We start from the raw sequence: 12,799 nt of genomic DNA, 5'->3' as shown, positions 1-12,799 counted from the left end.
ACCTCATGCCCCGCCGTAAGCCTGCCGAAACGAGCGGGTAACACCATGGGCCATCCGGCGGCTTGTGGCCTACGTCACGGCCCGGCTGACCAGGCTAACCGACCGCGGTCCCGAACAGCGAGCCCAGCAGGAAGGTGACCCCGGCCGCCGCGCCGCCCAGCACCAGCTGCCGCAGCCCGCTGAACCACCACGACCTGGCCGTCACCCGGGCCACCACCGCGCCGCAGGCGAACAGCCCCAGCAGCGCCACCACGAGCGCGGGCCACAGCGCGGTGGCCCCCAGCAGGTACGGCAGCAGCGGCAGCAGCGCGCCGGCCGCGAACGATCCGAATGACGAGACGGCGGCGACCAGCGGCGAGGGCAGGTCGGACGGGTCGATGCCCAGTTCCTCGCGGGCGTGTATCTCCAGCGCCTGCTCGGGGTCGGCGGACAGCTGGCGCGCGACCTCCATCGCCAGCTTCGGTTCCACGCCGCGGGATTCGTAGAGCTTGGCCAGCTCGTACAGCTCGTCCTTGGGGTTGCGGCGCAACTCCAGCCGCTCCAGCTCCAGTTCGGCCTCCACCAGCTCACGCTGCGAGGCGACCGAGGTGTACTCGCCCGCCGCCATGGAGAAGGCTCCGGCCGCCAGGCCGACGAGACCGGCGATCACGATGGTCTTGTTGGAGACGTGCCCTCCGGCGACACCGGTCATCAACGCGAAGTTGGACACCAGTCCGTCCATCGCCCCGAAGACGGCCGGGCGCAGCCAGCCACCGTTGACGTCGCGGTGGCTGTGGTGCGGTACGTGGTAGTCGAAGCGCTCGGCCTCGTTCTCGACGACGGTGGACATCTGCTCGGTCTCCCTTCCGGGCCAGGTGCGGACCGCCCGGTCCCTCCCAAACGCATCGAAGATACGCACGAAGCGATGGCCTCTGCCAGCAAGGAAAGCCTGGCCAAAGCGGGTGCGGACCCCGCGGGGGCGGTTCCCGCGCCGCGGTTCCGCTACGCGGGAAGGCCGCCGGATCCGTCAGATCCGGCGGCCTTCTCGGGACCGTGTGGGAGGCGTCAGGCCTTCTTGGACGGCTCCGTGTCGGAGGCCTCGGCCGTCTTCTCGGCGGCGGCGGGCTTGGCCGCCTCGGCCGTCTTCTCGGCGGCGGGCTTGGCCGCCTCGGCGCCGGGGGCGTTCGCCGGGTCGTCCGCGACGGCTTCGTCGTGCGGTGCGGCGGCCTCCGCTGCGGCGTCGGGGGCGGGCCGCTCGCCGCCGGCCACCGCACCGGCGTCGGACTGCGGCTCGGCGTCGGTCTGCTCGGCGGCCGGTTCCACGACCGTCTCCCGGCCCGGACGCAGCCGCGCCGAGACCACGATGTAGGTCACCGCCGCCAGGAAGACGATGATCGCTGTCCAGTCGTTGAGCCGCAGGCCCAGGATGTGGTGCGCGTAGTCCACCCGCATGTGCTCGATCCACCCGCGGCCCACGCAGTACGCGGCCACGTACAGGGCGAAGGCGCGGCCGTGCCCGAGTTTGAAGCGCTTGTCGGCCCAGAGCACCAGCAGCGCGACGACCAGGATGTCCCACAGCGACTCGTACAGGAACGTCGGGTGGTACAGGCCGATGTCCGGGGTGGCCGCCGGGCGGTGCGCCGGGTCAATCTCCAGCGCCCACGGCAGCTTGGTCGGGCCGCCGTACAGCTCCTGGTTGAACCAGTTGCCCCAGCGGCCGATGCCCTGGGCGATGGCGATGCCGGGCGCCACCGCGTCCGCGTAGGCGGGCAGCGGGATGCCCCGGCGGCGGCAGCCGATCCAGGCGCCGAGGGCGCCCAGCGCGACCGCGCCCCAGATGCCGAGACCGCCGTCCCAGACCTTGAAGGCGCCGACCCAGTCCTTGCCCTTGCCGAAGTACAGCTCGTAGTCGGTGATGACGTGGTAAAGCCGCCCGCCGAGCAGGCCGAACGGCACCGCCCACACCGCGATGTCGGCGACGGTGGTCTTCACTCCGCCGCGCGCCACCCACCGGCGGCTGCCCAGCCATACGGCGACGAAGACGCCGATGATGATGCAGAACGCGTAACCGCGCAGCGGAATGGGGCCGAGGTAGACGACGCCCCTCGACGGGCTGGGAATGTATGCGAGGTCCATGGCGTACCTGACGCTACCGTGCCGGGCGGGGGCGGGCGCAATCCACCCGGCAACGGGTGCGTAACGGGCGGGTCAGCTGCTGGGGACGGGCTTGCCCTTGTTCGCCGCGGTGACGTCGGCCTTGAGCTGCTCGGGCGTGAGGGGCTGGTTCTCGCCGAAGATGCTCTTGCCGTTGAGCAGGATGGTGGGGGTCGAGTTGTAGCCGGAGCTGTTGAAGTCGGCGTTGGACTTGTCCACCCACGCGTTGTACGTGCCGTTCTGGACGCAGGAGGTGAAGGCCGGCGTCTTCAGGCCCGGCACCTTGTCGGCGAGCTGGAGCAGGTAGTTCTTGTCGGCGAACTTGTCCACCCGCTCGTCGGGCTGGTTGTCGTAGAGCACGTCGTGGTAGTCGCGGAACTTGCCCTGGTTCTGTGCGCAGGCCGCGGCGTTGGCCGCGTTCAGCGAGCCGGTGCCGCCGCTGTTGCCGTCGATCAGCCGGACCAGGTGGTACTCGCCCTTGAGCTGGCCGCTGTCCATCAGGCTGTGCACGGTGTCGCGGAAGCCCTTCTCGAAGGCGTCGCAGGCCGGGCAGCGGAAGTCCTCGTACACCGTGAGCGTCGAGGGCGCACCGTTTCTGCCCACCGGGATGGCGAGACCGCCCTTGCCGACGGCACCCGTGGGCGCCGTCACCGGGCCGCTGCTGGAGCCGCTCTTGCTGTTGGCGACCATGATCCCGACGGCCGCGGCGATGGCCAGTACGGCGATGATCCCGCCCGACACCATGACGGCCCGCTTGCGCTTGGCCCTGGCCTTCTCGCGCTCGCGCTCCGCCTGCAGCCGCTCACGGGCGCTGCGCCTTCCCTCGCTGTTCTTGTCGCTCACGCCCCTGCTTAACGCGCCGGGGACACGGCAGCGCGCGTCCCCGGCGGTCAATTCCCCCGAACGGATCACACCGGGCGGCTCAGCGCTTACGCACGCCGGTCGCCAGTTCCCCGGCCAGCTCGCGGGCCGCGGCGATGCCGGACGCGGTGTCGGGGGCGTCCAGCAGCCGCTTGACGAACGCGGAGCCGACGATGACGCCGTCGGCGAACCCGGCGACCTCGGCGGCCTGCCCGGCGTTGGAGACCCCGAGCCCCACGCAGACCGGCAGGTCGGTGCTGGCCCGGGTGCGGCGTACCAGGTCGGCGGCCTGGGCGCCGACGGACTCACGGGTGCCCGTGACGCCCATCAGCGAGGCCGCGTAGACGAAGCCGGAACCGGCGGCGGTGATCTTGGCCAGGCGTTCGTCGCGGCTGCTGGGCGCGACCACGAAGACGGTGGCGAGGCCGTGCCGCTCGGCCGCCGCGCGCCATCCGGCGGACTCCTCGACGGGCAGGTCGGGCAGGATGCAGCCGGCCCCACCGGCGGCGGCCAGCTCCTCGGCGAACCGCTCCGCGCCGTGGCGGTCGACGGGGTTCCAGTACGTCATGCAGAGCACCGGCGCACCGGTCGCCGCGTGCACCTCGCCGACCGTGCGGACCACGTCGACGATCTTGACGCCCCCGCGCAGCGCGATGTCGTCGGCGGTCTGGATCACCGGACCGTCCAGCACCGGATCGCTGTGCGGCAGTCCGATCTCGACGATGTCGCAGCCGCCCTCGATCATGGCGGTCGCGGCGGCGATGCCGTCGGCCACGGTCGGGAAGCCCGCGGGCAGGTACCCCACCAGGGCGGCGCGGTTCTCGGCCTTGGCGGTGGCCAGCACCTTGTTCAGCAGCTGGATGTTCCCGCTCACTGGGCGTCCCCCTCGGGTGAGTCGTACAGCCCGAAGTAGCGGGCGGCCGTGTCCATGTCCTTGTCGCCGCGGCCGGAGAGGTTGACCAACAGCAGCCCGTTGAGCCCGAGCTCGCGGCCGATGCGCAGGGCACCCACGAGCGCGTGCGCGCTCTCGATGGCCGGGATGATGCCCTCGGTACGGGACAGCAGCAGCAGCGCCTGCATCGCCTCGTCGTCGGTCACCGGGTAGTACTCGGCGCGGCCGATGTCCTTCAGGTACGAGTGCTCGGGGCCGATGCCCGGGTAGTCCAGCCCGGCCGAGATCGAGTACGGCTCGGTGATCTGGCCGTCCTCGTCCTGGAGCACGTAGGAGCGCGAGCCGTGCAGGATGCCCGGGTCGCCCGCGGTCAGGGTGGCCGCGTGCTCGCCGGACTCGACGCCGTGCCCGGCGGCCTCAAGGCCGACCAGGCGTACGTCCCCGTCGGGCAGGAAGGCGTGGAAGATGCCGATCGCGTTGGAGCCGCCGCCGACGCAGGCGCAGATCGCGTCGGGCAGCCGACCGGTCCGCGCCAGGATCTGGCGGCGCGCCTCCACGCCGATGACCCGGTGGAAGTCGCGCACCAGCGCAGGGAACGGGTGGGGTCCGGCGACGGTGCCGAACAGGTAGTGGGTGGAGTCGACGTTGGCGACCCAGTCGCGGAACGCCTCGTTGATGGCGTCCTTGAGGGTGCGGCTGCCGGACTTCACGGCGATGACCTCGGCGCCCAGCATCCGCATCCGGGCGACGTTGAGCGCCTGGCGCTCGGTGTCCACCTCGCCCATGTAGATGGTGCAGTCCAGGCCGAACAGCGCGCAGGCGGTGGCGGTGGCGACGCCGTGCTGACCGGCGCCGGTCTCCGCGATCACCCGGGTCTTGCCCATGCGCTTGGTGAGCAGGGCCTGGCCCAGCACGTTGTTGATCTTGTGCGAGCCGGTGTGGTTGAGGTCCTCGCGCTTGAGGAAGATCCGTGCGCCGCCCGCGTGTTCGGCGAACCGCGGGACCTCGGTGAGCGGGCTGGGGCGCCCGGTGTAGTGGACGAGCAGGTCGTTGAGCTCGGCGGCGAAGGTGGGGTCGCCCTTGGCCTTCTCGTACTCCGCGGCGACCTCGTCGACCGCGGCGACCAGCGCCTCGGGAATGAACTTCCCGCCGAAGGGGCCGAAGTAGCCGTCGGCGGTGGGGACTTGACCCTCGGGGTCCGGGATGAAGAAGTCGGTGGACATCCGGTGTCTCCTCGACGGGGCTGGCGCCCCGTACTCCGTGATCTGCGACGAATGCGGTGGTTTTCCCGGTGAATGCGACTTTAGCGGCTTGTGCCGGTTTGGCTACGGCTCCTGTACACCCGGCGGCGTCCCCTGGGGGGTAGCGGTGCGTTCCGGTGGTCCCGGTCGGTTCGCCACCGACGGACTCCGCCGTAGGGGGTTGGCCGCCCTTGCGGCGGAAAGGAGGTTTCGGAACTGGAGCGGTGAGCGGACCGCGCCGTTGCGGTGCGAAGCCCCTGCGCCGAGTCGGCGGGCAACCGCAACGCTGTGGCCCGGCGGTGCCGAACTCACCCCAGCCCACGAACCCGAGCCGGACGGAACCGGGGACGTGCCCCGAGCCCGTTCAAGCCGTCGCTGAGCGACGGCGCCATCGCATGCCGTTCACCTGGCCCGGCTCGCAGCCGATCACGTACCGCACGCGCCGCCCGAGCACCCGGCGCGCGGGCGCGCGGCAGCCGCGCGGGCGGCAACCGGGGGCGAGGCGGGCGGAGAGCTGCACGACGCGTCAGTCCCTTCCGTGCCGCAGCGCGGGGTGGGCCCCCGCCGCGACCAGGTCGGCGACGGCGGCCTTGGGGTCACGGCCGGTGACCAGTGACTCGCCGACGAGCACCGCGTCGGCGCCGTCGTTGGCGTAGGCGATCAGGTCGTGCGGACCGCGTACGCCCGACTCGGCGACCTTCACGATGTGGCCGGGGACCTCCGGCGCGACGCGTGCGAAGGTCCCGCGGTCCACCTGGAGGGTCTTCAGGTCGCGGGCGTTGATTCCGATGATCTTCGCCCCGGCGTCCACCGCGCGCTCCACCTCGTCCTCGTCGTGCGCCTCGACCAGCGGGGTGAGGCCGATGGACTCGGCGCGCTCGATGAGGGAGACCAGCGCCTCCTGTTCGAGCGCCGCGACGATCAGCAGCGCGAGGTCCGCGCCGTACGCCCGCGCCTCCCACAGCTGGTAGGCGGTGACGATGAAGTCCTTGCGCAGTACGGGTACGTCGACCCGGGCGCGTACCGCCTCCAGGTCGGCCAGGGAGCCGCCGAACCGGCGCTGCTCGGTCAGCACGCTGATGACGGCGGCGCCGCCCGCCTCGTAGTCGGCGGCCAGGCCGGCCGGGTCGGCGATCGCGGCGAGCGCGCCCTTGCTGGGGCTGGAGCGCTTGACCTCGCAGATCACCTTCACGCTGTCGCCGCGCAGCGCGGCCACGCCGTCCTTGGCCGGCCGCGCCTTGGCCGCCCGCTCCTTGAGCTCGTCGAGGGAGACACGCGCCTGCCGTTCGGCGAGGTCCGCGCGGACTCCGTCGATGATCTCGTCGAGCACACTCACGCGAGCGGCCCCCTTCCGGTGGCGGTTGTCGAAGTTCCGAAAACCTACTGGTGGATCTGTGGAGCTCAGGTAGTGCGATGGTATCCGTCACCGGGCCGAGAACCCGCATCCGGTCGCCACCAGTCCCACCACCTGGACGAACACCACCGCTCGCGGCGGCGCCTAGGGGGCCAGGAAGGACCCGAACGGCAGGTTCCGGACAACGCCGAAGACCAGTACGACCGCTCCCATCCCCCACCACACCGCCCGCGGCACCCGCGTTCCGACCGGGCGTCCGCGCGCCTCGCGGGAGAGCCAGAGCACCCACAGCACGGCGGCGGCTCCGTAGCCGACCACGGCGAGCGCGTTGTCACGCAGCGCGGCACCGAAGTCGCCGTGCACCACGGCGTACGCGCTGCGCAGTCCGCCGCAGGCTGGGCAGTACCAGCCGGTCAGGTACAGGAACGGGCAGACGGGGTAGTGCCCCGGATGGTTGGGGTCGACCGAGCCCACGTAGCCGAAGGCCCCCGCGACCGCTGCCAGCAGGCCGACGGGGACGCTGACCCGCCGCACCAGGGAGTGGGGGGCCGGTCGGTGTTGGGTGGACGCCACGTGGCCGATTCTCTACGGAATCACCGGCGGGCGCAGCACCAGGGGCGGTCTGAAAGGCCCCGGTGCCACGGTTCCGCCGGAAGGGGCCTCAGGAGCGGGACTTCTGCGGCAGCGGGGCGCCAAGGCCCGCCATGCGCATGCCCAGACCCACGATGCCGCCGAGGGCGACCACGACGAGGCCCGCCCAGAAACCGACCGGCTTGGCCGCCACCGTGAAGACGCCCGACACGCAGAAGCCGATGAACGCGATGGTCACGCCGGTCCAGGCGGCAGGCGTGTGTCCGTGGTGGTTTCCCGCCATTGCTGCTCCCTTCCTGAAGGTGCTGTGGCGCCGAGGGGTGGCGCACTGCTGCTCCGGACCATTGTCCCCCGTCCGGAGTAGTGCTCCTGAGCGGGGTGGCCCTACCGCGATTCAGCGGGCCGTGGGGTCCTCGCCCCGGTCCAGGGCCTTCCACATCTCGCCGGGATGCTCGGGGTCCGGTGCGCGGCGGGCGGCGCGCGGCGTACGGGGGCCGTCCGCGCGCTCGTAGCGGCTGGACATGGCGGGCCAGGCCGCGCCCCGGACCACGGCCAGCACTCCGGCGAGCAGCAGCAGCAGGCCGCCCGCGGCGGCGGCCCAGGGCCAGCCGGTGTGGCCGACGTGCTGGACGACGGTACCGGTCAGTCCGCTGGCCCGGGCGGCGGCGGCGCCCAGCGCCCTGGTGTCGCCCGCGCCGCCGACGCTGGCCGCGACGGTCCCGGCGCCGCAGAGCGCGAGCAGCACGGAAACGATCAACCGGCCGATCCGGCGCACCGCGAAGACCGCGACCAGTGCGGCCAGCCCGACCAGCGCCAGCGCGTCGGGCAGCCCGGTGACCGTCTTGCCGGTGACGCTGACCGGGATCGTGCTCCCAGCCGAGGGCGCGGTTCCGGTGGACCAGGTCTTGCCCACGGCGAGCAGCACCATGGCGGCGCCCAGCGCGCCGAGCAGCAGCGCCACGGCCAGACTGCGCCGTCCGGCGGCGCGGCGCGGCGGTTCGGCGGCGGGCCCCTCGGCGGGGCGGGGCTGGGGTACGGCGGCGGCACTCACGCCTACCACTATCTCGTCACCGCGCGGCGGCCGGGCACCCGGGGGCCACGGACGGCGATTTGGGGTGTCTACCCCGACGGCGGTGGTTAATGCGCCGCCCTCGGCCACGGCCGCGCAATTTCTTGCCTACGGAATGACATCCACCGGCAAAGCGGCGGTACAGAGTCACGCCGCCGGTCTTGTTGACGTGTGCCGGTCACAATACGTTTTCCGGCAATCCCGCTCCGGATATCGGGGCACCCCGTTGCACCGTCGCGCAAGCGGGCCACGGCTCACCCCTGTACGCCGTGGCCCGTCCCCCCTCATGACTCCGGGTCACCAGCCACAGGAGGCAGTACATTGCGCAGACCCACTCCCAAGGCGCTCCGCAGCGCCGGGCTCTCCCTGACCGCCGCCGCGAGCCTGGCGCTCACCGGCTTCGCCGCCGCCCCCGCCCACGCGGGGCAGCCCTCGGCCGACACCGTCCGCACCGTCCACTCCTGCGCCGTACCGAAGAAGGCCGGCTGGGCGGCGTGTGACGCGCTCAAGGTGGTCGCCGGCACCGTCGCCGCCAAGGCGTCCGGCACGTCTCCCGAGGCCGCCCCCTCCGGCTTCGGACCGGGCGACCTGCACAAGGCCTACTCCCTTCCGTCCAGCGGCGGTTCCGGCGCCACCGTGGCGATCGTGGACGCGCAGGACGACCCCAACGCCGAGAAGGACGTGGCCGCCTACCGCAAGCAGTTCGGCCTGCCCGCCTGCACCAGCGCGAACGGCTGCTTCAAGAAGGTCGGCCAGACCGGCAGCACCAGCAAACTCCCCTCCGCCGACGCCGGTTGGGCCGAGGAGGAGTCGCTGGACGTCGACATGGTCAGCGCGATCTGCCCCAGCTGCCACATCCTGCTGGTCGAGGCCAACTCGGCGTCCATGGGCGACCTCGGCGCGTCGGTCAACGAGGCGGTCAAGCTCGGCGCCCGGTACGTCTCCAACAGCTACGGCGGCGGCGAGTCCTCGTCCGACTCCGGTTACGACAGCCAGTACTTCAAGCACCCCGGCGTCGCCATCACCGCCAGCTCCGGCGACTCCGGCTACGGCGTGGGGTACCCGGCGGCCTCCCGCTATGTCACCGCCGTCGGCGGCACGCACCTCACCACGGCGTCCAGCAGCCGGGGTTGGACCGAGACCGCCTGGAGCGGTGCCGGTTCCGGCTGCTCGGCGGACGACGCCAAGCCGAGCTGGCAGAAGGACAGCGGCTGCGGCAAGCGCACGGTCGCCGATGTCTCGGCGGTCGCCGACCCGGCCACCGGGGTGGCGGTCTACGACACCTACGGCGGCGACCCGGGCTGGGAGGTGTTCGGCGGCACCAGTGTGTCCTCGCCGATCATCGCCAGCGTCTACGCCCTCGCCGGAACACCCTCTTCCGGCTCCACTCCGGCGTCCTTCCCGTACGCCCACACCTCGGCGCTCAACGATGTGACGGGCGGCTCAAACGGCTCGTGCGGCGGCAGCTACCTGTGCACCGCCAAGCCCGGGTACGACGGCCCCACGGGCCTCGGCACCCCGAAGGGCGTCAGCGCCTTCAAGGGCTGACTCCGTCAAGCGGGTTGGGCCGCCCACTCCCGGGGGCGGCCCAACTCCCCCGCGTTCACAGCCGGTTGGCGGTGGCCACGGCGCGCAGCACCGCCGCCGCCTTGTTGCGGCACTCGGTGTCCTCGGCCACCGGATCGGAGTCCGCCACGATGCCGGCGCCCGCCTGAACATATGCCGTGCCGTCACGCAGCAGCGCGGTCCTGATGGCGATCGCGGTGTCGGAGTCACCGGCGAAGTCCAGATAGCCGACACAGCCGCCGTACAACCCCCGGCGGGTGGGCTCCAGTTCGTCGATGATCTGCATCGCACGCGGCTTGGGCGCGCCCGAAAGGGTCCCGGCCGGGAAGCAGGCGGTCAGCACGTCGAAGGCGGTACGGCCCTCGGCGACCTTGCCGGTGACCGTCGAGACGATGTGCATGACGTGGCTGTACCGCTCGATGGACATGAAGTCGACCACCTCGACGCTGCCCGGCTCGCAGACCCGGCCCAGGTCGTTGCGGCCCAGGTCGACCAGCATCAGGTGTTCGGCGCGCTCCTTGGGGTCGGCCATCAGTTCCTCGGCGAGCGCCTGGTCCTCCTGCGGGGTGCCGCCGCGCGGCCGGGTTCCGGCGATGGGGTGCACCATCGCCTGCCCGTCCTCGACCTTCACCAGCGCCTCGGGCGAGGAGCCCACCACGTCGAAGCCGTCGAAGCGCAGCAGGTACATGTACGGACTGGGGTTGGTCGCCCGCAGTACCCGGTAGACGTCCAGCGCGCTGGCCGGGCACGGCGTCTCGAACCGCTGTGACGGCACGACCTGGAACGCCTCACCGGCGCGGATGCGCTCCTTGATGTCCACCACCACGTCCTGGTACGCGGGGCCGCCCCACAGCGCGGTGAACTCCGGCAGTTCGGAGGGCGGCAGTTCGCAGGGAGAGCTGTCCGACGGGCGGGCCAGGTCGGCGGCCATGTTGTCGAGCCGCGCCACGGCGTCCGCGTAGGCCTCGTCGACGCCGGTCTCCAGGTCGTTGTGGTTGATGGCGTTGGCGATCAGCAGAACGGTGCCGTCCCAGTGGTCGAGCACGGCGAGGTCCGAGGTGAGCAGCATGGTCAGCTCGGGCAGCCGCAGGTCGTCCTTGGCGTGGTCGCCGATGTGCTTCTCCAGGCGGCGTACCACGTCGTAGCCGAGGTAGCCCACCATGCCGCCGGTGAACGGCGGGAGCGTACCGCTGGAGTGCAGGTCACGCGGGGTGTGCAGGGTCTCGATGGTGGCCCGCAGCGCGCCGAGCGGGTCACCGCCGGTGGGGACCCCGACCGGCGGCGTGCCGAGCCAGTGCGCCTGGCCGTCGCGCTCGGTCAAGGTGGCGTCGCTGCGTACGCCGACGAAGGAGTAGCGCGACCAGGAGCGGCCGTGTTCCGCGGACTCCAGCAGGAACGTCCCGGGGCGCTCGCCCGCCAGCTTCCGGTACAGGCCCACGGGCGTGTCGCCGTCGGCGAGCAGCCGCCGGGTCACCGGGATGACCCGGCGATCCCGGGCCAGCTCGCGGAACGTTTCGAGGTCGGGGGTGACGTAGCCCGTGGTCATGGCTCGCACCATACCCTTCCCGAGGGGGTGCGGATCGGGGCGGCGGCGCCTCTCCAGGGGGTTCCGGATCCGGGCCGCGGTGGGCTCCGCCGCGGTGGACGCCCGTCTTTCCGGCGCGATGCTCCCGCCTGCGGCAAGGCCGCTTCCGCAAGCCCCGCGCGGCGAGGTCCCGAGGGCCGACTAGCTCAGCGGCAGCGGGTCCGCGTCGAAGCACGTGCGGTCCCCGGTGTGGCAGGCCGCGCCCACCTGGTCGACCTTGACCAGCAGGGTGTCGCCGTCACAGTCGAGGGCGACCGACTTCACGTGCTGCACATGGCCCGAGGTGTCCCCCTTGACCCAGTACTCCTGGCGGCTGCGGCTCCAGTACGTGCAGCGGCCGGTGGTGAGGGTGCGGTGCAGCGCCTCGTCGTCCATCCAGCCCAGCATCAGCACCTCACCGGTGTCGTACTGCTGGGCGATGGCCGGGACCAGGCCGTCGGCGGACCGCTTGAGGCGGGCGGCGATGGCGGGATCGAGGCGGGAGACGGCTGGCATGCCCCCCATTGTGGATCAACCGTGCCGGATACGGGAAACCGTCGGCGCCGCGATGCGCCGGAAGACCGCTGTGCCCGGTGCGACGGGACGCAACTGCCGCCGCTGAGCTGGGAGTCACGACTTGGCATCCCTGGCGAACGGCTGTCAGTCCCATGGGGCATGCTTCGGTCATGAGTTTCCCTCCACCGCCGAACGAGACCCCGCCCCCGGGCTCCGGCGGCGGCTTCGGCCCGCCGCAGGGCTTCGGCCCGCCGCCTCCGCCCGGCAATGGCGGATACGGTCCCCAGCCGCCCGGCCCCGGCGGGTTCGGCGGCTACGGTCCGGGAGCGCCCGGCGGCCCGGCGGGACCGGGTGGATACGGCCCCGGCGGATACCCGCCGTATCCGCCGCCGCCCCCACCGGGGCCGGGCAAGGGCCCGAAGGTCGCGGGCATAGTCATCGGCGCCGTGGTGGTGCTGGCCATCGTCATCGGCGGCATCGTCTGGCTCGGCAGCAGCCACAGCGACAACAACAGCGCGCAGGCCGACGGCTCCCCGTCCGCGTCACCCGTACCGTCCGACTCCGGCGCCTCCGGCCTGCCGAGCCAGGACCCGTCGGACGGCTCCTCGCTGCCCGGGGTGCCCATGCCGTCGGCCAGCCAGCATCTGATCTACGTGAAGCTCTCGCCCGGCGACTGCTTCAACTCCCCCGGCCTGGACAGCCGTGTCCAGCAGATCACCAAGGTCGCCTGCACCTCGGCGCACGACGGCGAGGTCATAGCCAACGAGACCCTGTCCGGCACCGTGACCACCGAGGACGACCTCAAGAGCAAGGTGCTCGCACTGTGCGAGCCGGACGCCAAGAAGCGGCTGGAGTCCATACCCAGGGACGGGCGGACGTACTACAACTACGCGCTCTACCCGGACCTGGCGACCTACCAGTTCCAGGGCGAGGACACCGTCTCCTGCTCGCTGACGTTGAGCAATTCGATGGACGGCAAGCAGCTGACCGCCCCGTTGCCGTAGCCGCCCGT

The 12,799-nt window shown here is 72.1% G+C and carries 14 protein-coding genes; 2 read left to right on the top strand and 12 right to left on the bottom strand.

The annotated features are described in order from the left end of the window. Positions 1–94 precede the first annotated feature (94 nt). From P3G67_RS05295 to P3G67_RS05255, 10 genes are all read right to left on the bottom strand, one after another. The gene (locus P3G67_RS05295) at positions 95–829 is read right to left on the bottom strand and encodes a VIT1/CCC1 transporter family protein (protein ID WP_269854414.1); all 735 of its coding nucleotides are present in this window, start codon (positions 827–829) and stop codon (positions 95–97) included. 215 nt (positions 830–1,044) lie between these two features. After that, entirely contained in the window at positions 1,045–2,115 is a 1,071-nt protein-coding gene (gene lgt / locus P3G67_RS05290) for a prolipoprotein diacylglyceryl transferase (protein WP_276092379.1), read from the bottom strand. Positions 2,116–2,187: 72 nt separating this feature from the next. Continuing rightward, a complete protein-coding gene (locus tag P3G67_RS05285) occupies positions 2,188–2,976 on the bottom strand; it encodes a DsbA family protein (RefSeq protein WP_276092378.1) in 789 nt (262 codons plus the stop codon). A gap of 79 nt (positions 2,977–3,055) precedes the next feature. Then, the gene (gene trpA, locus P3G67_RS05280) at positions 3,056–3,868 is read right to left on the bottom strand and encodes a tryptophan synthase subunit alpha (RefSeq protein WP_269854411.1); all 813 of its coding nucleotides are present in this window, start codon (positions 3,866–3,868) and stop codon (positions 3,056–3,058) included. Further along, complete coding sequence (gene trpB / locus P3G67_RS05275; RefSeq protein ID WP_276092377.1) at positions 3,865–5,109, bottom strand: tryptophan synthase subunit beta; 1,245 nt, start codon at positions 5,107–5,109, stop codon at positions 3,865–3,867. The genes trpA and trpB overlap by 4 nt, the downstream gene beginning before the upstream one ends. Before the next feature lie 382 nt (positions 5,110–5,491). Next, positions 5,492–5,647: a tryptophan biosynthesis modulator TrpM gene (trpM, locus tag P3G67_RS35985; protein ID WP_391858202.1), complete on the bottom strand. Its 156-nt coding sequence runs from the start codon at positions 5,645–5,647 to the stop codon at positions 5,492–5,494. A gap of 6 nt (positions 5,648–5,653) precedes the next feature. Further along, the gene (gene trpC, locus P3G67_RS05270; protein ID WP_276092376.1) at positions 5,654–6,463 is read right to left on the bottom strand and encodes an indole-3-glycerol phosphate synthase TrpC; all 810 of its coding nucleotides are present in this window, start codon (positions 6,461–6,463) and stop codon (positions 5,654–5,656) included. A gap of 162 nt (positions 6,464–6,625) precedes the next feature. Beyond that, positions 6,626–7,054, bottom strand: coding sequence for a DUF2752 domain-containing protein (locus P3G67_RS05265; protein WP_269854408.1), 429 nt, complete (start codon positions 7,052–7,054; stop codon positions 6,626–6,628). 88 nt (positions 7,055–7,142) lie between these two features. After that, positions 7,143–7,355 (bottom strand): HGxxPAAW family protein, encoded by a 213-nt coding sequence (locus P3G67_RS05260; RefSeq protein ID WP_269854407.1) that lies wholly within the window; start codon positions 7,353–7,355, stop codon positions 7,143–7,145. A 111-nt stretch (positions 7,356–7,466) separates the two neighbouring features. Then, complete coding sequence (locus P3G67_RS05255) at positions 7,467–8,123, bottom strand: TIGR02234 family membrane protein (protein WP_276092375.1); 657 nt, start codon at positions 8,121–8,123, stop codon at positions 7,467–7,469. A gap of 339 nt (positions 8,124–8,462) precedes the next feature. Here P3G67_RS05255 and P3G67_RS05250 point away from each other — a divergent pair, with 339 nt between their 5' ends. Beyond that, positions 8,463–9,689 carry a S53 family peptidase gene (locus P3G67_RS05250; RefSeq protein ID WP_276092374.1) on the top strand — a complete coding sequence of 409 codons (1,227 nt, stop codon included), beginning with the start codon at positions 8,463–8,465 and terminating at the stop codon, positions 9,687–9,689. Positions 9,690–9,744: 55 nt separating this feature from the next. On the opposite strand, the gene P3G67_RS05245 is transcribed toward P3G67_RS05250, so the two are convergent. Both P3G67_RS05245 and hisI read right to left on the bottom strand, forming a co-directional pair. Next, positions 9,745–11,253 (bottom strand): anthranilate synthase component I, encoded by a 1,509-nt coding sequence (locus tag P3G67_RS05245; protein WP_276092373.1) that lies wholly within the window; start codon positions 11,251–11,253, stop codon positions 9,745–9,747. A 180-nt stretch (positions 11,254–11,433) separates the two neighbouring features. Continuing rightward, entirely contained in the window at positions 11,434–11,787 is a 354-nt protein-coding gene (gene hisI, locus P3G67_RS05240) for a phosphoribosyl-AMP cyclohydrolase (RefSeq protein WP_269854403.1), read from the bottom strand. Positions 11,788–11,957: 170 nt separating this feature from the next. Between hisI and P3G67_RS05235 the strand changes: the two genes are divergently transcribed. After that, complete coding sequence (locus P3G67_RS05235) at positions 11,958–12,791, top strand: hypothetical protein (protein WP_276092372.1); 834 nt, start codon at positions 11,958–11,960, stop codon at positions 12,789–12,791. Positions 12,792–12,799 lie beyond the last annotated feature (8 nt).

The organism is Streptomyces silvisoli, from assembly GCF_029269905.1.
GTDB lineage: Bacteria > Actinomycetota > Actinomycetes > Streptomycetales > Streptomycetaceae > Streptantibioticus_A > Streptantibioticus_A silvisoli_A.
Note: the sequence above shows the minus strand (reverse complement) of the source record. Positions and strands in the feature narration are given on the sequence as shown.

Excerpts from the sequence above, each read along its gene's own strand:
- P3G67_RS05245 (WP_276092373.1), bottom strand. The coding sequence starts at position 11,253 with ATGACCACGGGCTACGTCACCCCCGACCTCGAAACGTTCCGCGAGCTG.
- trpB (WP_276092377.1), bottom strand. The coding sequence starts at position 5,109 with ATGTCCACCGACTTCTTCATCCCGGACCCCGAGGGTCAAGTCCCCACC.
- P3G67_RS05235 (WP_276092372.1), top strand. The coding sequence starts at position 11,958 with ATGAGTTTCCCTCCACCGCCGAACGAGACCCCGCCCCCGGGCTCCGGC.
- P3G67_RS05260 (WP_269854407.1), bottom strand. The coding sequence starts at position 7,355 with ATGGCGGGAAACCACCACGGACACACGCCTGCCGCCTGGACCGGCGTG.
- lgt (WP_276092379.1), bottom strand. The coding sequence starts at position 2,115 with ATGGACCTCGCATACATTCCCAGCCCGTCGAGGGGCGTCGTCTACCTC.
- P3G67_RS05295 (WP_269854414.1), bottom strand. The coding sequence starts at position 829 with ATGTCCACCGTCGTCGAGAACGAGGCCGAGCGCTTCGACTACCACGTA.
- hisI (WP_269854403.1), bottom strand. The coding sequence starts at position 11,787 with ATGCCAGCCGTCTCCCGCCTCGATCCCGCCATCGCCGCCCGCCTCAAG.